Origin of the sequence: Humibacter sp., from assembly GCF_035547335.1 — a bacterium.
Taxonomy (GTDB): domain Bacteria; phylum Actinomycetota; class Actinomycetes; order Actinomycetales; family Microbacteriaceae; genus Humibacter.
Map to the genome: position 1 here is coordinate 76,736 of NZ_DASZVF010000045.1, position 21,300 is coordinate 98,035.

The 21,300-nt window shown below is 67.7% G+C and carries 15 protein-coding genes and 1 tRNA gene; 14 read left to right on the forward strand and 2 right to left on the reverse strand.

From position 1 onward, the window contains the following. The first annotated feature begins 40 nt into the window (after positions 1 to 40). The 4 genes from VHB92_RS09405 (at position 41) to VHB92_RS09420 (ending at position 2,440) form a co-directional block, all read left to right on the forward strand. Entirely contained in the window at positions 41 to 979 is a 939-nt protein-coding gene (locus VHB92_RS09405) for a diacylglycerol kinase family protein (protein ID WP_325453487.1), read from the forward strand. A gap of 133 nt (positions 980 to 1,112) precedes the next feature. Then, a tRNA-Glu gene (locus tag VHB92_RS09410) sits at positions 1,113 to 1,185 on the forward strand. Positions 1,186 to 1,511: 326 nt separating this feature from the next. After that, positions 1,512 to 1,874: a TA system antitoxin ParD family protein gene (locus tag VHB92_RS09415; protein ID WP_325453488.1), complete on the forward strand. Its 363-nt coding sequence runs from the start codon at positions 1,512 to 1,514 to the stop codon at positions 1,872 to 1,874. Further along, positions 1,871 to 2,440 (forward strand): AAA family ATPase, encoded by a 570-nt coding sequence (locus VHB92_RS09420; protein WP_325453489.1) that lies wholly within the window; start codon positions 1,871 to 1,873, stop codon positions 2,438 to 2,440. The genes VHB92_RS09415 and VHB92_RS09420 overlap by 4 nt, the downstream gene beginning before the upstream one ends. A 177-nt stretch (positions 2,441 to 2,617) precedes the next feature. On the opposite strand, the gene VHB92_RS09425 is transcribed toward VHB92_RS09420, so the two are convergent. Continuing rightward, entirely contained in the window at positions 2,618 to 3,724 is a 1,107-nt protein-coding gene (locus VHB92_RS09425; protein WP_325453490.1) for an NAD(P)/FAD-dependent oxidoreductase, read from the reverse strand. Between the two features lie 84 nt (positions 3,725 to 3,808). On the opposite strand from VHB92_RS09425, the gene VHB92_RS09430 reads away from it, so the two are divergent. Beyond that, complete coding sequence (locus VHB92_RS09430; RefSeq protein WP_325453491.1) at positions 3,809 to 4,261, forward strand: MarR family winged helix-turn-helix transcriptional regulator; 453 nt, start codon at positions 3,809 to 3,811, stop codon at positions 4,259 to 4,261. A 162-nt stretch (positions 4,262 to 4,423) separates the two neighbouring features. Beyond that, on the forward strand, positions 4,424 to 5,608 hold the full coding sequence (locus VHB92_RS09435) for an AI-2E family transporter (RefSeq protein ID WP_325453492.1): 1,185 nt from the start codon (positions 4,424 to 4,426) through the stop codon (positions 5,606 to 5,608). 230 nt (positions 5,609 to 5,838) lie between these two features. Here VHB92_RS09435 and VHB92_RS09440 read toward each other — a convergent pair whose 3' ends face one another. Further along, positions 5,839 to 7,272 (reverse strand): lipase maturation factor family protein, encoded by a 1,434-nt coding sequence (locus tag VHB92_RS09440; RefSeq protein WP_325453493.1) that lies wholly within the window; start codon positions 7,270 to 7,272, stop codon positions 5,839 to 5,841. A 232-nt stretch (positions 7,273 to 7,504) separates the two neighbouring features. Between VHB92_RS09440 and VHB92_RS09445 the strand changes: the two genes are divergently transcribed. From VHB92_RS09445 to VHB92_RS09480, 8 genes are all read left to right on the forward strand, one after another. After that, the gene (locus tag VHB92_RS09445; RefSeq protein ID WP_325453494.1) at positions 7,505 to 8,656 is read left to right on the forward strand and encodes a TerC family protein; all 1,152 of its coding nucleotides are present in this window, start codon (positions 7,505 to 7,507) and stop codon (positions 8,654 to 8,656) included. Next, positions 8,622 to 9,437 carry a PP2C family protein-serine/threonine phosphatase gene (locus VHB92_RS09450; RefSeq protein ID WP_325453495.1) on the forward strand — a complete coding sequence of 272 codons (816 nt, stop codon included), beginning with the start codon at positions 8,622 to 8,624 and terminating at the stop codon, positions 9,435 to 9,437. The genes VHB92_RS09445 and VHB92_RS09450 overlap by 35 nt, the downstream gene beginning before the upstream one ends. 63 nt (positions 9,438 to 9,500) lie before the next feature. Next, a complete protein-coding gene (locus VHB92_RS09455) occupies positions 9,501 to 10,997 on the forward strand; it encodes an FHA domain-containing protein (protein ID WP_325453496.1) in 1,497 nt (498 codons plus the stop codon). Further along, complete coding sequence (locus VHB92_RS09460) at positions 10,994 to 12,751, forward strand: protein kinase domain-containing protein (protein WP_325453497.1); 1,758 nt, start codon at positions 10,994 to 10,996, stop codon at positions 12,749 to 12,751. The genes VHB92_RS09455 and VHB92_RS09460 overlap by 4 nt, the downstream gene beginning before the upstream one ends. Beyond that, positions 12,739 to 13,446, forward strand: a complete 708-nt coding sequence (locus VHB92_RS09465) for a hypothetical protein (RefSeq protein ID WP_414653090.1) — start codon at positions 12,739 to 12,741, stop codon at positions 13,444 to 13,446. Before VHB92_RS09460 ends, VHB92_RS09465 begins: the two co-directional genes overlap by 13 nt. Positions 13,447 to 13,632: 186 nt before the next feature. Continuing rightward, positions 13,633 to 18,936, forward strand: coding sequence for an Ig-like domain-containing protein (locus VHB92_RS09470; RefSeq protein ID WP_325453499.1), 5,304 nt, complete (start codon positions 13,633 to 13,635; stop codon positions 18,934 to 18,936). Positions 18,937 to 18,989: 53 nt separating this feature from the next. Beyond that, on the forward strand, positions 18,990 to 19,958 hold the full coding sequence (locus VHB92_RS09475; protein ID WP_325453500.1) for a MoxR family ATPase: 969 nt from the start codon (positions 18,990 to 18,992) through the stop codon (positions 19,956 to 19,958). Between the two features lie 23 nt (positions 19,959 to 19,981). Further along, on the forward strand, positions 19,982 to 21,274 hold the full coding sequence (locus tag VHB92_RS09480; protein ID WP_325453501.1) for a DUF58 domain-containing protein: 1,293 nt from the start codon (positions 19,982 to 19,984) through the stop codon (positions 21,272 to 21,274). The last annotated feature ends 26 nt before the right edge of the window (positions 21,275 to 21,300 follow it).

Sequence of the window (21,300 nt, forward strand, 5' to 3'; positions counted from 1 at the left end):
CGAGCGGTGAGCGCCGCCACGTCGGCCATAATCGGGAGCTATGAGCACGGCGCCGGGAACGGCCTCCCCGGGCGGGGTGCAGCGCAGCATGCGCCTCGCGGTCGCGATCAACCCTCAGGCGTCGTTCGGCAAGCGGCGCGCGGTCGGTCCCGCCGTCGTGAGCGCGTTGCAGGCATCCGGTCACGACGTCATCGTGCTGGCGCAGCCGAACTACGAGCTGCTGCGTCGCGAGACGGCTCGGGTCGTCGAGGAGGGCGGCGTCGACGCGCTCGTGGTGGTCGGCGGCGACGGCATGATCAGCCTCGGTGTGGGCATTGTCGCAGAGACGTCGGTCGGGCTCGGCATCGTCGCCACCGGCACGGGCAACGACATGGCGAGAACGCTCGGGCTTCCGATCGACGACGCGGATGCGTCCATCGCCGCCCTCCAGGCCGCACTCGCCGCTGACCCACGCCGCATCGATCTCGGCCGCGTACGGCACGGCGAGCTGACCACCTGGTTCGCCTGCGTTCTCTCGGCCGGGTTCGATGCAGTGGTCAACGAGCGGGCCAACCGGATGACTCGCCCGCGCGGCTCGCACCGCTACACGATCGCCATGGTGCGCGAGCTGCTGTCGTTCCGACCCGTCACCTACCGGCTCAAGATCGACGGTGTGCCCCAGACGACCGAGGCGATGCTGGTCTCCGTCGCCAACGGGCGTTCGATCGGCGGCGGCATGAAGATCGTGCCGCAGGCGGAGGTGGACGATGGGCTCCTCGACCTCTTCGTGGTCGACCGGATGCCGCGGCATCGCCTGCTCCGCGTCTTCCCGCGGGTCTTCCGCGGCGAGCATCTCTCCTTGCCCGAGGTGCACATCACGCGAGTGCGTACGGTCACCCTCGACGCCGAGGGGATCGTCGCCTACGCGGACGGCGAGCGCGTCGGCCCCCTGCCCGTCGAGGTGTCCGTCGCACCGGCGGCGCTGCTGCTCTACGCGTGAGCTCTTGCTGCCGCCGTCTGACCCGTCGGCGCTCGCTGGCTGCGCAGCGGACACCGCCGGACGGGTCGTCAGGATTTGGGCGGGCATCGAGCGGTATGGCATACTCGATGAGTTGCCTTTTACGGCACAGACCGGCCCCATCGTTTAGCGGCCTAGGACGTCGCCCTCTCACGGCGGTAACGCGGGTTCAAATCCCGCTGGGGTCACAATCAGCCCGCTTCCCTAGATTCGTCTCGGGAAGCGGGCTTTTTGCTTCGCGTGCCTGCGTTGCCGTGAGTCACCGCTGGCCGCCCCTTCGGCCGGTGCAACATTTTGGCAACGTCCTTCGTGAGTTGAGTGGTTGTCTTCGTTTCGAAGAAGCGTCGCTATTGGGCCCGGGCCCTACTTCGCCGATGTGAAATGGTGTTGCGGTTGAGGTGCCCTTACGTGCATTTTCACCGTGCGGGTCTTAAGTGAGTGGCCCTCGTCGTGCCGATGGACGACGGTCAACCACTGAGGCCCGTTGCTGTAGCAGGCTGCTACAGTGGGCCCTATGGGATCCTCTCCTACTCGGATCGACGGCGATCTCTTCCTGGCCGCCCAGGCAGTCGCTCAGACGCAGAGCCGCAGCGCAGCGCAACAGATCGATCACTGGGCACGTATTGGCCGCGAGCTCGAGGCTTCGCCGCGAGTGACCAACGAGGCCGTTCGGCTCGTGCTTGCAGGGCAGGCGTCGTATGACACTCTCTCCGAGGAGTCGCAAGCTGTGGTGCGAGCGACATGGGAGGAGCGGATCGCCGAGCAACTCGACCGTCTCAATCTCACGGCTGAACTGACGGCGGTCGGTGATCCGTGGGTCGAGGGGGATGCCGCTGGTGAGATGGTCGTGAGGCGGCCGCGTTCGACCAGGCCGTGAGCACTCCGGTCCTGCACGTGCTCGCCGGGCCGAATGGCGCAGGAAAGTCCACCTTCGTCGACAAGATTCTCGCCCCTTCGACGCGTCTGCGGTTCATCAACGCTGATCTGCTGGCGGCAAAGACGTGGCCTGGCGAAGAGGAAGGGCACGCCTATGAGGCGTCCAGCCTCGCCGCAATCGAACGCCAGACTGCACTGCTGAATCAGCGCTCCTTCATCACGGAGACGGTTTTCAGCCATGCCAGCAAGGTCGATCTTGTTCAGCAGGCTGTCGATTACGGCTACCTTGTCACACTTCACGTGATCCTCGTCCCCGAGAGTGTGGCGGTTAGTCGCGTCGGTTACCGGGTCGACCACGGGGGACACGCCGTTCCGGAGGACAAGATACGCGCGCGATACCGGCGTTTGTGGGCGCTCGTGGCCCGGGCGCATACCGTTGCGCATCGGGCGGTGTTCTATGACAACAGCACGGCCGCCGCTCCCTTCAGAAGGATCGCCGTCTACGAGCACGGAAGCCAGGTCGGCGAAGCGAGGTGGCCGAGCTGGACCCCTCAAGAGCTGCTGTAGGCGGAGCCCTGCCCGCAGTGCGTGAGCAGGAGTGCGTCCTCTATTCGTATTGGCAAGAGTTGCAGCAGATTCCGTGACCACCCGCTAGCGCTGATCCTGGGCTAACCGATCATTCGAGGCGAACCGGACGACGGTTGCGGCGCGTCGCCTGGACGCCGTCTCTCGTCGCCGCCGCTTTCACTCGGTTCCCTGGAGCCCGAACCTCTCGGCGAACCTGCTCGCGAACAGATCCCGGCCCTTGCGTTCGATGACGGCGTCGAGTGGGGCGGGGATCGGGCCGTCGGGCGTGGGAAGTTGTCCGACGCCGCTACGGGATCCGAGCGGGAGGAAGATCCGCGGCATCGCGGCCGGCTGGTAGGTGACGCTTGGGTGCCGGCCTTCGAGCTGAGCCGCGAGGTTGTCGATGACGACGGCCGCCTGCGTCTGGGCGTGGGTGGCCATCTTGGCGTCGGGTAGGTCGGCGATGTCTCCCAGCGCGTACACATTCGGATGGCCGACGACGGCGAGGTGTTCATCGACAGGGACCAGGCGCTGCGCAGTGAGTTCGACGAGCCGGGCGTCGGCAAGGTAGTCCGTGTTGACGCGAGACCCGAAGGTGCGGAACCAGATGTCGGCCGTGATCGTCCTGCCATCGGTGGTGGTCACGGCGAACGGCTGCGCGACGGCGGGCGGAACGGATGGCTCGTCGGAGAGCCGCGTGCCGAGCTGCAGGTCGATGCCGAGTCGATCGAGCTGGGCGCTGAGCTCGTCGCGTACTTCGGGAAGGTAACCAGGGAGCAGCGCCGTGCTCGGGCTGACGACGGTGATTTCCATGTTCGACCACGCCTCGCGGATCTCGCCGGCGAGCTCCAGTCCGACCGGACCCGAGCCGAGGATGAGGACCCGCTTCGCTTGCGCGAGCTCGCGACCCGTCGCGCGAAGCTGAGCGGCGGCATCCTGTGCGACGGTCGTGTCCGGTCGCGGATGAGCGGGGTAGGCGTAACTGGATCCCGTCGCGAGGACGAGATAGCCGGCATCCAGCCTTCGACCGCCCGACAGGCGGACGCCCCGGCCGTCGACCGACACCACGGTGCCGCGCACGACGGCGCCGTGCTTCAGGAGCGCTCCGTAGGAGAAGAACGGAGCCTCCGCCCAGTCCTCGCGAACCATCGCCCTCAGCGAGGCCGAGTAGTTGACGAAGGAGTCTCGTGAGTCGACCAGCGTCACCGAGGCGCGGTCATCCAGTTCCTTCGCTACCAGCGTGCCGGCATACCCGCCACCGACCACGAGCACATCGCTCTTCATCTGTTTTCCTCTCATGCTTGCCAGAAGTTGACACGACAACTCTAGATAATAGTTGATGTGTCAACTTTGCGGTACCATCGTCAGGTGAGTGACGAGGCGAGCCTGACGGCGGAGGAGTGGGCGTTCTGGGACCGCTGGATGCGCGCTCAACGGCTCTTGGTGCGAGAGGTCGATCGCGTGCTGCAGACCGAGTTCGGCCTCTCGAAGCCCGAGTTCTCGATCCTCGTGCAACTGCGTTCCGCGCAGGGCGGGGTGATGCGCGTCGTCGAGCTCGCCGACTCCCTGGACTGGGACAAGAGCCGAGTGGCCCACATGCTCACCCGGATGGAGAAGCGCGGGCTCGTCGACCGTGCCGGATCATCCGAGTCGGGCCGTCGAACCGGCATCGCACTGAGCCGAGCGGGAGCGGACCTCGCCGACTCCGCCATCCGGACCCATGGGCAGACGATCCGAAGGGTGGCGCTGGACGGGCTGAAGGGCCGTGAGAAGGCGGCTATCGAGAACTGGAGCGGCCGTCTGATCGAAGAGCTGAGCTGAGCGCACGGAAAGTGCCGCCAGCTCCCCGTGTAAGACCGAGTCGGAGGCTCCGACGTCAACCGGTGCAGCGCGATTCGGGCTCGATGCGGTGAGTCCGCATATCCTGCACGATGCGGCCACCGCGAGCGATCGGCTCGGGGAGACGCCGGAAGGAAGCGCGTGATGGACGATCTCGAGAAAGCCCAGGCCACGCCACCCGTGAGCGGCGGGCTGCCCCGCGGAGTCCGGGTGGCATCCGAGTGGGCGTGGCGGCTGCTCCTCATCGTGGCGCTGGCCGGCGTGGTGGTGTACCTCGTGATCCTGTTCCAGGACATCGTGGTGCCGCTGCTGGTCGCCCTCCTTGTGTGCGCGCTCGTCGCTCCCACCGTCGCGAGGCTCCGCCGTCATGGCTGGCCGAAGTGGCTCGCGATCGTCGTGTGCCTGGTGGCGCTGGCCGTGATCGTCGGCGGACTCGTGCTGCTCGTCGTCTGGCAGGTGCGGATGGGCATCCCACAGCTTCAGAGGGAGTGGACCGCCGCATACGACAGGGTGCGCGAGGCGCTGCGACAGCCGCCGTTCAGCATCAGCGACCGCGATCTCGCCGGCTACCTGAAGGATGCCCCGGCGTTCGTGCAGAAGGATTCGTCCACCATCCTGGGTGGAGCGCTGAAGGTCGGGACCGCGACAGGTCATGTGCTGACGGGGTCGCTCATCGCCCTGTTCGCCACCATCTTCATGCTCATCGACGGGGAAGGAATCTGGCGCTGGATCGTGCGCCTCTTTCCGAAGAGCGCGAAGCCGGGCCTGACCGCGGCGGGAACGGCCGGATGGCGCACGCTCAGCAGCTTCGTGCGCGTGCAGATCGTCGTCGCATTCGTAAACGCGGTCGGCATCGGCCTCGTGGCGTTCTTCCTCGGACTGCCGCTCGCGGTGCCCATCGCGGTGATCGTGCTGCTCGCATCGTTCATCCCCGTCATCGGAGCCATCGTCTCGGGCATCATCGCGGTGGCGATCGCCCTGATCTTCGGCGGGCCGCTCCAGGCGATCATCATGCTCGCCGGCGTGCTCGGCGTGCACCTGCTGGAGGCGCACGTGATGCAGCCGCTGCTGGTCGGGGGAGCCGTGAAGGTGCATCCGCTGGCCGTCGTGGTCGGAGTGGCGGCGGGGACGGGGCTGGCCGGTGTGCCAGGCGCTCTCTTCGCCGTGCCGTTCCTCGCTGTCGCTAACGCCATGATCACGGCGATGCTTCATTCGCACGATCGCCCTGCGGTGGTCGACGAACATGGCGAGACAGAAGGGGCTCCGCATCACGAGAGCGAGGTCACCGAGCCGCCCGACGCGCTCGACGAGGGCGAGGAGCGCTCCTGAGAAGCCCGGGCGTGTGCGGCGAGCACAGCGTTCCGAAAGAACCGGGGCGATGCTGACGGAATGCCGCGTCCCCAACGGACGGGACTGGTTCCTCACCGGCTGAAGCGTCCCCGTCTTGGGGTCCGCGGGCCACCGACACCGCTCCATGACCCGTCAGCGCCCGGCCCCGCCGGTGCCGAACCAGTCGGCGTCTGGCCGTCAGCGCCGAACGCATCAGCGTCCCGAATCGGTCAGCGTCGCGAGCTGCTCAGCGTCACCGGCGGAAGCAGTTCCGCCACGCGTTCGCGCACCCACCACACATGGTCCCTGCGCAGCTCGCGCCAGCTGGAGAAGCGGTACAGGTACAGCGACGCTCGCACCATCGCCGGTCGCTCGGAGCCGAACGGGGCGCTGCGCAGCATCCGCAGTGTCGCCGGGTCGGCCTCCAGGAGCTTCTGCAGCAGGGGGTAGAACCAGCTCTCGCCCCGGGAACCGAGCGCGAGGAACCACATCAGCCAATCCAGTCGCAGATGGTACGGCGCGAACTGGCGGGGCCAGCGGTGCGGATCGCCCGGCTTGCCCTTGAACTCGTACTCCCGCCATACGGCGGTCGCGGCGTCCGTGGCATCCGTCGCCTCGACGATCACCTCGTAGCGCTCCTTCGTCACCGACCCGAACGCACCGTACGCGTTCACGAGGTGCCACCTGTTGAAGCTGGCGTTCATCAGCTGTCGCCGCGCGAACAGGTTCTTCAGAGCGGGCCAGCTCAGGGCCAGCAGCAGCAGACCGACCACGCAGATGACCACGAAGAACCAGATGGGCGTCACCTCGTGGTCGGTGTGCGCGGGCACGGCAGGGATCACCGCATGCGCCACGGGGTCGGAGACCGCGCAGAACGCCAGGATGATCGTGATCACGTTGAGCCAGGCGAAGTTGCCGGATGCGACGAGCCACAGCTGCGTGAGGATCACGACCCCCGCCGCGATGCTCGCCACCGGCTGCGGCGCGAACAGGAAGAACGGCACGACCAGCTGTGCGAAGTGATTGCCGAGCACCTCGAGCCGGTGGAACCAGCGCGGCAGATGGTGGAAGAACCAGCTGAGCGGACCAGGCATCGGCTGCGTCTCGTGGTGGTAGTACAGCGCGGTCAGATCCCGCCACGACCGGTCGCCGCGCACCTTTATCATTCCGGCGCCGAACTCGAGCCGGAACACGAGCCAGCGGAAGAACACGATCATCACGATGGGCGGCGCCTGGTCGTTGGATCCGAGGAATGCGGCGGCGAAACCCGCCTCGAGCAGCAGGCTCTCCCAGCCGAACGCGTAGAACGTCTGCCCGATGTCGACGATGGAGAGATAGCCGAGCCAGATCAGCAGGAACGCGGCCATCGTGGCCCACGACGGTGCGAGCTGTGGAAGCCCGGCGACCAGGGATGCCGCGATCAGCGCGCCCACCCCTGCGACCGTCAGAAGCAGGCGGTCCGAGTAGCGCCAGCGGAACAACGTCGGCGAGACGCGATCGCCCATGCGGCGCAGGAACGTCGGGGCCGGCTGGAGTCCGCGCTCGCCCAGCAGCACCCTGAACTGCGCCATCGTCGAAAGGAACGCGATGAGGTACACCGCGGCGACGCCCCGTTCGAGCACCTGCCGCGCGAACTCGTACTCGGTCGCGTCGAACCAGCCCATGATGCGCCAAGGCTAAGCCGCAGTCGGCCGGCCGGCATCCGGTCGCGGCGACCGGCTTGTGGCCGATAGACTTGTGCTCGCGAGGGGGAGTATCCCACCGGCCGCATCGTCGGTCGGCAGCACGGTCGTCATCACGGGCATCGCGCCCCGGTCGTGCAGCGCGTCAAGCGCGGGAGAGACTCTCGTCGCGAGGCGTATCCGTTTCGCGACGAGACCTCAGAAAGCTCGCTCGATGCCCGCCCTCCCGCTCTGGTTCGAGATCACGTCGATCGTGGTGCTCTGCCTCATCCTTGCCGCCGACCTGCTTGTCGCAGTAAAACGTCCGCACGTGCCCAAACCCGCGGAGGCGGCAGGGTGGATCGCCTTCTACTCGGCGTTGGCCGTGCTGTTCGCGCTGCTGCTGTTCTGGATGGGCGACTCCGAGCACGCCGGGCAGTTCCTGGCCGGCTGGCTCACCGAGTACAGCCTGAGCATCGACAACCTCTTCGTGTTCATCGTGATCATGGCCAGGTTCGCCGTTCCGGTGCGGTACCAGCAGGAAGCGCTGATGGTCGGCATCCTGATCGCGCTCGTGCTGCGGGGCGTGTTCATCGTGATCGGTGCTGGGCTCATCGACAACTTCAGCTGGATCTTCTACCTCTTCGGCGCGTTCCTGCTCTACACCGCGTACACGCAGGCATTCGGGCACCAGGCGGAGGAAGGCGGCAACGATTCGCGCTTCGTGCGCTTCGCGCGCAGGCACCTCAGGGTGCACGACGAGTTCGACGGCGGCAAGCTCCGCGTCACGGTCGGCGGCCGACGCTTCTTCACGCCGATGATCCTCGTCTTCCTCGCCCTCGGCACCACGGACCTGCTCTTCGCGCTGGACTCCATCCCGGCCATCTTCGGCATCACGACCAGCCCGTTCCTGGTGTTCGCGGCCAACATCTTCGCGCTGATGGGGCTGCGGCAGCTCTACTTCCTGCTCGGACACCTCGTCGAACGGCTGGACTACCTGAAGTACGGCATCGCCGCCATCCTGGTGTTCATCGGCGTCAAGCTGGTCCTGCATGCGCTGCACCAGAACGAGGTTCCGTTCATCAACGGCGGCCACCCGATCGAATGGGCGCCGGAGATCGGCACGTGGGCGTCGCTCGGATTCATCGCCGTCGCCATGCTTGTCGCTACCATGGCAAGTCTGATCAAGATGTGGCTGGACCGCCGCGCCGGAGTGCTTCCCGAGGAGAACCTCACAGCGCTTCCGAACGAGGGGGACGCCGAGGATCGCGACGCGGCATCCGACCACCAGGCGGGCGCTGCGACGCAGGCGTCGTCCGGCAATCAGGAGACAAGGCAGGAGAACGCGTTCGGTGAAGCTGACGCTGGCGGTGAGCGCGCGCACTGACGTCGGTGCGGTACGCGCGGTCAACGAAGACGCCGTGCTGGCGCGCGATCCGTTGTTCGTCGTGGCCGATGGCATGGGCGGCCACGCGAGGGGGGATCTCGCCAGCAGTTCCGCCGTTCAGGTCATGGGGGAGCGCATCCCCGCCGACTCCGAGGTGACGGCGAACGACGTGCTGGATGCGATCGCCGCCGCCAACGACGCCGTGCGAGCGCTGTCGACGGAGGGCGACTCGGGCGTGGCGGTGGCCGGAACGACGCTGGCCGGAGTCGTGGCGGTGAACGGCAGCGACAACGGATCCCGCTACTGGATGATCGTGAACATCGGAGATTCCCGCGTCTACAGCTGGGACGGCGCGCGGCTCACCCAGCTCAGCGTCGACCACTCTGCCGTGCAGGAGCTGCTCGACGCCGGCCTCATCAGCGCGGCGGAGGCGGGCGGGCATCCCGAGCGCAACGTCATCACGCGCGCGCTCGGCGCCGCCGACGATGTGGACGTGGACGTCTGGATGCTGCCGGCCGGCGGAGAGCAGACGTTCCTCATCTGCTCGGACGGCCTCAGCAAGGAGCTCTCGGACGACGACATCGCCGCGCTGCTCAGGGAGAACCCGCACGACGAGCGGCTGGCCGACGTACTGACCGACGCGGCCATCGCCGCGGGAGGCAGGGACAACGTGACGGCGCTCGTCGTCTCGTCGTGGCCGACCTCGGGGGAGGCCGAGCAGGATACCGTGGAGCGACTCGAGCATCGCCGGTATCTGGAAGACACCCGGCCGCGTGTCTGACCTGGCGGTGCCGACCTCGCAGCGCCGACCTCGGCCGACAACGACGATCGAAGGATGACCAACGTGCTCACAGCCGAACTCACGGCCCCAGGGGGCTGGCTCGCCGCCGTGATTCCCGGACGACTCGCGGTGGTGCATCTTCCCGACCCGGATGCCGACTCCATCGCGCGGCTCTGGGCTGCGCTTTCCGACGACGACGGCATGCGCCGCGTTCTCGACGAGCTCACCAGAAATGGACTCGCGGCGACTCCGCGCTTCGTGCTGGCCGAGTGGACCGGTGAGGGCGACGCCGTCGACGGACGGTTCATCGTGCGCGGCGAGGCGGGCGTGGCGATGGAGACCGAGACCGGTACCGAGGACATCACCGCCAGCGGAGTCTCCACGTGGGTGGAACGGCCGGTCAGCGGCGTGCGCGGGTTCCGCGTCGAGTGCGTGCCGGCAGAGCCCGTTGCCGCTCCGGCACTGCCGATAGCAGTGGGCGCCGTGTGGGTGAGCGCCATCTCGTTCCGGCCGGCCGCAGGTGGGCCGGCTGCCGCACCCGACGACATCCGCAGCACGCAGTGGGTCCCCGCCGAGAAGGCCGGCTCGCTCGCGGACGCGAAGGATGGGTCCGCCGGCAGTGCGACCGATGCTGCTGCTCTCGCGTCTCAGCAGGCATCCGGTGGGTCGCAAGCTGCCGCGCCGCATCCGGTCGACGACCTGGATCGCACCATCGCCGATCTCGAAGAGACGGTGGCGGGAGAGGATGCGCCCGAGCCGCCGGATGCGCTCGCCGGATATGACGTGGCGAGCCCGGTCGCGCCCGCCGTCGGCGACGTGCCCCACGAGACCACGGCGTACGACCACCTGTTCGGCGCGACGATGATGCGCAGCGTCGAGGATGCCGCGGCACGCCCGCAGGCGGACGACACGGGCGACCAGTCGTCGGCGTCGAACGGACCGGCGACACCATCCGCTGCGCCCGCGCGGCCTGCTGCGTCGGCTGCGTCGGCCACACCGGAGTCGCCGGTGCCGCCTGTCGCCTCCGCACCCGCGTTCGCTCCCGCACCGCCTGGCGCACCGGCGTCGCAGCAGCTTGGCGATCACGACGGGCTCACCGTGCTGAGCGGCGACCTGCGGGCCCTGCGCGAGACGGCGGGCGACCAGCAGGCGGCGAACGGGGAACGGGAGCCGGGCGCGGGGTCGATCGCGGCATCCTCCTCGTTCGGAAAGCAGGAGGACCGCGGCTTCACCCTGAAGCTGCCCGACGGGCACACCGAGCCCATCGACGGCATGGTCGTGGTGGGACGAGCGCCGAGCGTCAGCAAGATGGGCGGCGGCCGGGTTCCGCGGCTCGTGACGGTCGACAGCGTCGAGCACGACATCTCGCGCAACCACGTGCAGCTCACGGTGGAGGGCGGGACGGTCGTCGTGACCGACCTGCACTCCCGGAACGGCACGCTGATCGCACTGCCGGGCAAGGCGCCGCAGAAGCTGCGGGCGGGAGAGCCCACGTCCGTCATCGCGGGCACCGTGATCGACCTCGGCAGCGGGGTCACGTTGGACGTCGTGCAGGCATGACCAGGCGGGTCGCATCCGAAGCGCCCGACCTGCCGGGCTACAGTTACGAGCGCCTGCTGGGCTCCGGCGGGTTCTCCGACGTCTTCCTCTACGAGCAGAAGCTGCCGCGGCGCAAGGTCGCCGTGAAGGTGCTGCTCACCGACGAGCTCGATCAGCAGTCCAGAACGCATTTCGTGGCCGAGGCGAACGTGATGGCGCAGCTGTCGGCGCATCCGTACATCGTGACCATCTATCACGCCGACGTGTCTGCGGATGACCGTCCGTACTTCGTCATGGAGTACTGCTCGGGTCCGTCGCTGGCCGAACGCTACAAGCGCGAGCGGTTCGAGGTGGAAGACGCGCTGCGCATCGGCGTGCGGGTCGCGAGTGCCGTCGCCACGGCGCATGCTGCCGGCATCCTGCACCGAGACATCAAGCCCGCGAACGTGCTGACGAACGACTTCGGATGGCCGGCACTCACCGACTTCGGCATCTCATCCACGCTCGAGGACGAGCTCCCGATGCACACGACCACGACGCTGTCGCGGCTGCCGCAGGCCGGCGCCGACACCACCACGAGGCAGTCCGTCGGACTGTCGGTGCCGTGGTCACCGCCCGAGATGTTCGAGGACGACCCGAAGCCCGACGTGCGCAGCGACGTCTTCTCCCTCGCGGCGACCATCTACACACTGCTGGCCGGGCACACGCCGTTCGAGATCCCCGGCCGCTCCAACGGCACACTCGACCTCATCGGCCGCATCGAACGAGGCGCCATCACCCCGCTGAACCGGCCGGATGCCCCGCGCACGCTGGTCGCGGTGCTCGCCAAGGGCATGGCGTCGCGTCGCGAGGACCGCTTCGCGTCGGCCGTCGATTTCGCCAGGGCGCTGCAACGCGTCGAGCTGGAGCTCGGGTACGCGCCGACCGGCATCGAGGTGCCGAACCTCTCCGTCGCCTCCTCCCGTACGCAGTCCGCCGACGGCACCGACGCCGCGGACGAGACGCGCGTGCGCCAGGTTGCGACCGTCGTGGCCCAGCCGCCGGCGCCCCGTCCGGCGCCCGCTGTCGCCCCGCCCGCTGTCGCCCCGCCCGCGCCTGCCCCAGACAGGCAGAGGCCGTCGATGTCCGCGCAGCAGCAGAACGCGGCACCGGACGCGGATGCCACGAGGCTGCGCGACGTGCAGAGGGTGCGGCCGCAGGCATCCGCAGTGCACGGCAGCACCGTGCTGCGCGGGGCGGACAACACCGTCATCCGACGTGCACCCGCGCAGCCTTCAGCGCAAGCAGAGGCGTCGCCGCACGCGGAGCCGCTCTCGCCGGCAGCGCACGAGGAAGCCGAACGTGAAGCGGGTTCCCAGCGCAGGCGCCCCCCGCTCGTCGTCGCGCTCGTTCTCGCCTGCCTCATGGTGGTCGGCGGAGGCATCACGGTTGCCGCGCTCCTCCTGCCGCACGGCTCGCCATCCGCTCAGCCGTCTGATGCGCCGGGAGGCGACGACGGCCAGATCGCCGTCTCGTCCGTGCCGGATCCGGTTTCGCCTGCCGCCGTGCGCAGCGCCGACGGCACGAGCGTGACGTTCACCTGGAAGAACCCGAAGCCGAAGGCCGACGACTCGTACCGCTGGCAGCAGGAGGGCACGACGCACGGTCCCACCTCCACGTCGAAGCCGCAGGCGACGGTGACGGGCCTCGCGCCCGGCTCGAGCGTGTGCATCGACGTCGCCATCGTGCGGGACGGCCGCACCTCGCCCAATCCGTTGAAGGCATGCTCCCCGTGAAGTCCGTGACCATCGAGTTCTGCGGTGAGGAGTACCGGGTGGACAGCCCCGGCGACTTCTCGATCGGTCGCGAGTCCGACCTCACGCTCGACGACAACCCGTATCTGCACCGTCGGTTCCTGCGCGTGTTCGACGAACACGGCATGTGGTGGCTCGCCAACGTCGGAACGCTGCTCACCGCAACCGTGACCGACGGCACGGGGGGAGTCCAGGCGTGGCTGGCGCCCGGCGCGCGTCTTCCGATCGTGTTCGAGACCATGCATGTGATGTTCAGCGCCGGTCCGACGACGTACGACTTCACCATCCAGAACGCCGAAGATCTCTACTCGACGTCGCGCATCCTGCAGGAGACCGGCGGATCGACGACGATCCTGCCCGTCACGCTCACGACCAGCCAGCGTCAGCTCATCGTCGCGCTCGCCGAGGGCGTGCTTCGCCAGCAGGTTCCCGGTCGCGGCACCGTGCCCACGTCGGCGGATGCCGCCGCACGGCTCCGCTGGTCGATCACCACGTTCAACCGCAAGCTCGACAACGTGTGCGACAAGCTCGACAAGCTTGGTGTGGCGGGGCTGCGCGGCGGTGCGGGCAAGCTCGCCACGAGCAGGCGCGCCCGGCTCGTCGAGTACGCCGTGGCGACGCACCTCGTCGGCCAGGAGGATCTGGCTCTTCTCGACCGCGACCACGACGCGGAATAGCGGCGCCGTCGGGTATGCCGCTCCTCGGCCGACGTCTCTCGGTCGGGGAGGACCGACCGTTCTATGCAGCACGTGCAACCGGTTTCCTTCGCGTTAATCCCGTGTGCTAGCGTGAACGGGTTTGAGGGCGCCTCGACACCTCTGCTTTCGTGAACGCAAGGATGGAACCGGGAGAACGACGTCATCGTGCTCAGGCCCCTTGCCGCATGGATCCGCTCCCATAAGGCCATCGCCTCCGCCATCGCCATCGCGCTCGTCGCATCCGTTCCGCTGACGTTCGCCGTTCTGCACAAGGGATTCCCGACCGACGACGTCAATCTCGACGCGCGCGACGTGTGGGTGACGAACGGCGAGAAGCTCATGGGCGGGCGCCTCAACCACCAGATCGACGAACTGGATGCCGCGGTCACGGGCGCCTCCAGCGACCTGGACGTGCTGCAGAACGGCTCCGCCTACTTCCTCACCGATTCCAAGAACGGAACGCTCGAACGCATCGATCCGGCGTTCGTGTCGCTCGTCGACCGGGTGAGCATGCCGGCAGGCTCGAAGGTGTCGTACGCGGCGAGCACACTCGCGATCACCGCACCGGACGGCAAGGTGTGGGTGCTCGACGCATCGTCGCGACTCTCGTTCGACGCCTCCAAGACGAAGCCGTCCGCGAAGCTCGGACCGGGAACGCAGACCGTCGTCGCCAGCTCCGGTGCCGCATACAGCGTCTCGCCGACGAAGCATTCCCTCGTGCGGTTCGAGCATCCAGGATCCCAGGGCACGTCGTCGGGCCTCTCGGTCTCGAACTCGTTTCAGCTGTCAGCGGTCGGCGACCAGCCGGTCGTGCTCGACACCAAGCTCAATCGCCTGCTGATCGGCACGGACAAGACCGTGAACCTGCCGTCGAAGGCGGTGCAGCTGCAGCAGCCGGGCGCGGCGAATTCGTACGCTTTGCTCGCAACGGGCAGCGCTCTGATGAAGGCGCCTCTGGACGGCGGGCACGTGTCGATCGTCGGAGCAGGCATCAAGCACGACGTGACGAAGCCTGACCAGGTCTCGGCGCCCGTCTGGCTGAACGGATGCTCGTACGGCGCGTGGGCGGGCGCCGACCGGTACCTCTACGCGTGCGACGGCAAGGCATCCGTGGGTGTCGACATCGCACAGCAGGTGAGTGGCGACGACCTGCGCTTCCGGGTGAACGGCAACGTCATCGCGCTGAACAATCTGCGCAACGGCGACGCGTGGGTCGTCTCAAGCCACATGCGGCTGGTGCAGAACTGGGCGACGCTGAAGCCCAACGACTCGCAGGTGAACGGCGACACCGGCCAGGAGAAGCCCGTGTTGCAGTCGTTCCAGGACACGCTCGCGCATCGCACCTCGCTGAACCATCCGCCGACCGCGGTGGACGACAACTTCGGCGTACGGGCCGGCCGCTCGACGGTGCTGCCCGTGCTCGACAACGACACCGATCAAGACGGCGACGTGCTCACCGTCACCCAGGTCACGCCCGTCCCCTCTGCCGAGGGCCACCTCGACGTCATCCAGGGCGGCCGCGCCGTACAGCTGACGGTGCCCGACGACGTCACCGGCAGCGTGTCGTTCCGATACACGATCGACGACGGACGAGGCGGAACGGCGACCGCGCAGGTCAACGCCACCGTGCATCCCGCGACCCAGAACTCCGCCCCGGTGTCGAAGCGCGAGAGCGACGCCTCGGTCGAGGTCGGCCAGTCCGTCACGTACGACGTGCTGAACGACTGGATCGACCCCGACGGCGACGACATCTCGCTGTCGTCCGCGCAGTCCACGACGGACGACCAGGTGCAGTTCCAGCCGGACGGCAAGATCACGTTCCTGAGCAAGAACGGCCAGACCGGCGTCAAAGAGGTGCGGTACAGCGTGACGGACGGCCACGCGAGCGCGACCGGATCCCTGATGGTCACGGTGAAACCGCAGGGCTCGCTCGACCCGGTGGCCACTCCCGACTTCGCCTCTGGCGTGATCGGGCAGAGCGTGACCATCGACCCGCTCGAGAACGACCTCGCGCCGTCCGGCGACGAGCTGACGCTCGTGGGCGCGAACAACGACTCCGGCCCGTCCGAGCCGACCGTGGTCGCGGATCCTCAGAAGGGCACCGTCACGGTCACGGCCACGACCGCCGGCGAGTTCTACCTGAAGTACACGCTGGGCGCAGGGGCGAAGACCACGACGGGGCTCATCCGTCTGGATGTGGCGGACGGCGGCGGCGACACCGGGCCGATCGCGGTCGCCGACGATGCGTACGTGAGGCCAGGCGAGACGACAACGGTCGACCCGCTCGCCAACGACACCTCTCCCTCAGGGCGGGTGCTGGCCGTACGCACTGTGCAGAAGACGGATGCGTCGGCAGACCTCAATGTCGAGCTGCTCGACAACCAGGTGGTGAAGATCACCTCACCGTCCGTCCTGCCTCAGCAGGTGCAGCTGAACTACGTGGTCTCCGACGGCGTCAAGGAGGCGACGTCGACGATCACGGTAGTGCCGATACCGCCGATCGTGGTGCATCAGCCGCCCGTGGCCGTCGACGACGCCGCCACCGTGCGCGTGGGCGACGTCACGACGGTGAACGTGCTCGAGAACGACTACTCGCCCGACAACGAGCCGTTCAACCTCGATCCCAAGTTGAAGGACACCTCAAACGAGGGCACGGGCGCCACGGCCTTCGTCAGCGGCAAGTCCGTGCGGTATCAGGCTCCGACGACGCCCGGGCAGTACTCCGTGTCGTACTCGATCAGTGACAAGTGGCAGCAGTCGGCAGTCGCGACCGTGACGTTCGTCGTGACGGGCAAGGACGGCAAGGATCAGGCGCCCAAGCCGTCGCCGCTCACCGTGCGCGCGTTCGCCGGGTCGAGCATCCCCGTCACGGTGCCGCTGGACGGCATCGACCCGGATGGCGACTCCGTGACGCTCGACGGCATCGCGAGCCAGCCGAACCTCGGCCGCATCGCGAGCACGAAGTCCGACTCGTTCACGTATGAGGCGTACCCCGGCTCCGGCGGAACCGACACGTTCACGTACAAGGTGACCGACACGTACGGCAAGAGCGCGACCGGGACCGTGCGGGTCGGCGTGGTCCCGCGCTCGAGCAGTCTGCAGCCCCCCGTCGCCGTGAACGACACGGTGGAGGTCAAGCCGGGCAGAACGGCATCCGTTCCGGTGCTCGTGAACGACTCGGACCCGAACGGGTACACCATCTCGGTGCAGAAGAAGCTGGCCGACGTGGATTCCGCGCTCACGGCATCCGTCCACGGCCAGATCGTGCTCGTGCAGGCGCCCGACAAAGAGGGCGTGTACGTCGCGAGGTACACCATCACGAACGGGCAGGGCGGCCAGGACAGCGCGTACGTGCAGGTGATCGTCACCAACGACGCGAAGCCCGTCTACCCGACCGCGATCGACCAGGTCGTGCAGGCGGACCAGGCGGCCGGTAAGAGCTCGGTCAAGGTGAACGTGCTGGAGGGCGCGGTGAACCCCTCCGACCTGGTGAACAAGCTCAAGGTCGGGCTCACGGGCCCGAACGCCAAGTACGGCACGGTCGGCACCGACGGGAACGTGCAGGTCAAGCCGCAGCACGAGCGCATGGCGGTCGCGTACACGCTCACCGACCCGGCGACAGGGCTGGCCGGAGAGGCGTTCATCGTGGTGCCGCCGGCATCCGACGGCACTCCGCCGCCCAAAGTCAAGGTGCCGCAGCAGATCGTGTCGATGAACGGCACGAAGACATGGAAGCTGTCCGAGATCATCGACGTGCCCTCCGGTCGTCCGGCGAAGATCACCGGCCGTGGGGGAGTGACCGCGACACACTCGAGCTCGTCCGGGTATGTGGATGACCAGACGCTGACGTTCACGGCGCAGAAGGACTACCGCGGGCCCGCGTCGATCACGTTCAAAGTGAACGACGGCCGGGAACCAGGGGCATCGGATGACCGCGTCACCTCGCTGGTGCTCCCGATCACCGTGGGGAACCCGGACCAGTCGGATGTCCCGCCCACCTTCACACCGCCCAACGTCACGATCGAGGCGGGGGAGAGCCCGACCACGGTCGACCTGCGCGCGTCGAGCTACCACCCCAACCCCGACATCCTGAACAAGCTGACGTACACCGACTTCTCCGGCGCCTCGGGCGGCATCGTCGCGACCCCGAGCGGATCGACGCTGTCGGTCTCCGCGCCGTTCGGCGTGCAGCCGGGCACCACGGCCACCATCCGCTTCAAGGTGAACTCGCCGACGACCTCGATCGACGGTTCCGTCAACGTGAAGGTCGTGAGCTCGACGCGGCCGCTCGCGCAGCAGAAGGATGCGCCGTACAAGGTCGAGAAGCAGCGTGGTCAGAGCGCAACGTGGACCGAAGCGGCCAGCGATTCCACCTGGGTGAATCCGTTTCCAGGGCATCCGCTACGTGTGACGAACGCGAAGATCGTAAGCGGGCCGACGCAGCCGACCGTGACGTTCACCGATACGTCCATCACCGTCAGCGTGCCCACAGGCTCGACTATCGGTACGGTGAGCGTTCAATACACGGTGGAGGACGCCACCAAGGACCCGGCCAGGACAAAGGCCACCATTGGCCAGTACCAGGTCGTGATTCATGACGTGCCATCGAAGATGGATCCTCCAAGCAAGGTAAGCGCAAGCGATGCGCAAGCCACGATGACCCTTTCTGCCGCGACAGCGAACGGCAAAGTGGTGACGGCGTACCAGATCCGGGCGAATGGTGGAGCGCCTGTGTCCGCGCAGGTAGGGTCCAACACAGTCAAAGGGCTGACCAACGGGACGTCATACACGTTCCAGGCCCGCGCGCAGAACGACGACGGCTGGGGTGCATGGTCAGACTCGTCGTCCCCGGCGGTGACACCGTACGGAACCCCCAGTGCCGTCACCAAGGCAACCATGAAAGATAACGGCTACGCGCCGAATACGTTCACGCTGAGTTGGAACAAGGTCGCCGACACTGGCGGCGGCACCGTCACATATCACTGGTCCTTCAGCGGCGGTGGGTCCGGGACGACGTCCGGCACGTCGGCGACTACGAAGTCAGTGGGAGCAGGAAACTATTCGTTCAGTGTCTACGCGACAAATGATCACAGTGGAAAATCCGGTGGATCGGCTTCGGCAAATGGAGCTATACAGAAGAAGCCGGACCCGCCGGCATCCGCGGCAGTAGCAAAGGGTGCGCCGCAGGGCGGCGGCGCCAACAGGTACTTGTGCGCAACATTCAGCAATCTGCCGAGCGGTTCCTACACATTGTCTGGTCTGTTGAACGGCCGAACTGATTGGGCCGGCTACAACGTGCGCACCGTGAGCCTGAGTGGAAGCGGTCACTACTGCTTCACGTCGTATCTCGGCATCCGGAATTCGGACACGATCGCCGTGCAGTTCAGCGGTCCATGGAGCGGAACAGCGAGTACCAACAACTGGGACGCCATCAGCGGGAACAACTGGCAGCCGGGCCTCAACAACTGATCGAGGGACCGAACAGCGCCTGATTCAAGGCACCGACTTAACGAGGAAAAGAAATGGCAGTAACGCAGGAACAGGCCACCTGGTTCGCGGGCGCCTTCGGGCAGCTGGTCGCGAACGTCGACAAGGCGATCCTGGGCAAGGAGCAGGCCATCAGGCTCGTCGTGTGCGCCATGCTCTCCGGCGGCCACGTGCTGCTCGAGGATGTGCCGGGCACGGGCAAGACCGTGCTGGCGAAGGCGCTGGCCAACACCATCCAGGGCACGCAGTCGCGCATCCAGTTCACGCCCGACCTCCTGCCGTCGGATGTGACGGGCGTCACGATCTACGACCAGTCGACCGGGCGGTTCGAGTTCCACTCGGGTCCGATCTTCGCCTCCGTCGTGCTCGCCGACGAGATCAACCGTGCGTCGCCGAAGACCCAGTCCGCCCTGCTGGAAGTGATGGAGGAGGGCATCGTCACGGTCGACGGCGTGAGTCATCCGGTCGGGACGCCGTTCATGGTGATCGCTACCCAGAACCCGATCGAGCAGGCCGGAACGTACACGCTCCCCGAGGCGCAGCTCGACCGATTCCTCATCAAGACGTCGCTCGGCTACCCGGACCACGACACGACGGTGCGCCTGCTCATGGAGTCGTCGAACCGCGCGCGTGCCGCATCCGTCTCCGCGATCATCGCCTCGGACTCGGTCACAACCATGTCGCAGCTGGCCGCCGATGTGCACACCGACGGCGCGGTGATGGGCTACCTCAGCGAGCTGGTCAGCGCGACGCGCACCGACAAGGATGCCGCGCTCGGCGTCAGCATCCGCGGTGCCCTTGCGCTCGCCCGCGCGGCCAAGACCTGGGCCATCGCCGCCGGTCGTACGTATGTGACGCCGGACGACGTGCGGGAGCTGGCCGTGCCGGTGCTCGCGCACCGCGTGATCGTCGACCCCGAGGCGGAGTTCGCCGGCGTCAAGGCCGAAGACATCGTCGACCGGGCCATCGCCACCGTGAACCCGCCCGTGTACCGAGCGGCCTGACCGACGAGGACGACAGAGCTCAGATGACGACGGCCGAGCGGCAACCGCGCTCGCAGGCATCCTTCGCGCTGCGAGAGCTTCTGCGCGCCCTCGCAGGCGGCTCCCTGCGGCTCTGGCGTGCCGTGCTGCGTGCGCTCGACACGCCGCTGTCGGTGCTGGCCGCGGCGGCGAAGACCGTGACGCCGCTCGGCTGGATCGTCGGCTGTGCCGCGATCGTGTCCCTGCTGCTCGCGTTCCTGCTCGGCTGGGCCGAGTTCGCCTTCATCGGATTCGCGTTGGCCGGCGGGATGCTCGCCGCCTGCGCATGCCTGTTCGGCCGCGCCACCTACCGGGTGGACATCGAGCTGAACCCGCGACGCGTCACGGCAGGCGATCGCGCGATGGGCCGCATGCAGATCGTCAACACGGGCACGCGTTCCGTGCTGCCCACCCGCATGGAGCTGCCCGTCGGAGAAGGCCTCGCCGAATTCGTCGTGCCCAGGCTCACACCGGGTGCCGACGACGAGAGCCTGTTCGCCATCCCCACAGAGCGTCGCGCGCTCATCGTCGCAGGCCCGGCGATCAGCGTGCGCGGCGACCAGCTGGGGCTGCTGCGCCGCACCACGCGGTGGACGGACCAGGTCGAGCTGTTCGTGCATCCCAAGGTCACCCGCATCGCGGCAACGGCACGCGGCCTGGTGAAAGACCTCGAGGGCCAGACCACGAAGGCGATCACCGACAGCGACCTCGCGTTCCACGCCTTGCGCTCCTACGAGCCAGGCGACGACATCCGCAACGTGCACTGGCGCAGCTCCGCGCGAACGGGACAGCTCATGGTGCGGCAGTACCAGGAGACACGGCGCTCGCAGCTGCTGCTCCTGATGAGCGCCGACAGCAGGTTCTACGCGTCGGATGACGAGTTCGAGCTGGCCGTCTCCGCGCTGGCCTCGGTGGCGGTCGAGGTGATCTCGGAGGAGTCGGAGGTCGACGTGCTCTGGGAGAACGCGCGACTGCGCGAGCGCACCCCGATGACGCTTCTGGATGACACCTGCCGCATTCAGCAGGTGGACAGCCGATACGCCAGCCTCCGGGAGTTCGCCCGCACCGTCGGCGCCCGGCTCGCCGAGCCGAGCCTCATGATCGCGGTCGTGGGCAGCGACGTGACCCACAAGGAGCTGCACGGGCTCTCCACGCTCTACCCGTCAGACACACCGGTCATCATCGTGCGCGCCGCCGTGGACGGTGACGCCGGGCTGCGCAAGGTGGGCAACGCGATGGTGGCGACCATCACCAAACTCCCGGAACTCGCCGGCCTGCTGCAGAGGGCGGGCCGATGACCGCGGCGGCTCCATCGGCGCCCCCA

What these genes read in the sequence shown, in the direction of transcription:
- VHB92_RS09405 (WP_325453487.1), top strand. Translation starts at nt 41, where the DNA reads ATGAGCACGGCGCCGGGAACGGCCTCCCCGGGCGGGGTGCAGCGCAGC.
- VHB92_RS09415 (WP_325453488.1), top strand. Translation starts at nt 1,512, where the DNA reads ATGGGATCCTCTCCTACTCGGATCGACGGCGATCTCTTCCTGGCCGCC.
- VHB92_RS09425 (WP_325453490.1), bottom strand. Translation starts at nt 3,724, where the DNA reads ATGAAGAGCGATGTGCTCGTGGTCGGTGGCGGGTATGCCGGCACGCTG.
- VHB92_RS09435 (WP_325453492.1), top strand. Translation starts at nt 4,424, where the DNA reads ATGGACGATCTCGAGAAAGCCCAGGCCACGCCACCCGTGAGCGGCGGG.
- VHB92_RS09440 (WP_325453493.1), bottom strand. Translation starts at nt 7,272, where the DNA reads ATGGGCTGGTTCGACGCGACCGAGTACGAGTTCGCGCGGCAGGTGCTC.
- VHB92_RS09445 (WP_325453494.1), top strand. Translation starts at nt 7,505, where the DNA reads ATGCCCGCCCTCCCGCTCTGGTTCGAGATCACGTCGATCGTGGTGCTC.
- VHB92_RS09460 (WP_325453497.1), top strand. Translation starts at nt 10,994, where the DNA reads ATGACCAGGCGGGTCGCATCCGAAGCGCCCGACCTGCCGGGCTACAGT.
- VHB92_RS09465 (WP_414653090.1), top strand. Translation starts at nt 12,739, where the DNA reads ATGCTCCCCGTGAAGTCCGTGACCATCGAGTTCTGCGGTGAGGAGTAC.
- VHB92_RS09475 (WP_325453500.1), top strand. Translation starts at nt 18,990, where the DNA reads ATGGCAGTAACGCAGGAACAGGCCACCTGGTTCGCGGGCGCCTTCGGG.
- VHB92_RS09480 (WP_325453501.1), top strand. Translation starts at nt 19,982, where the DNA reads ATGACGACGGCCGAGCGGCAACCGCGCTCGCAGGCATCCTTCGCGCTG.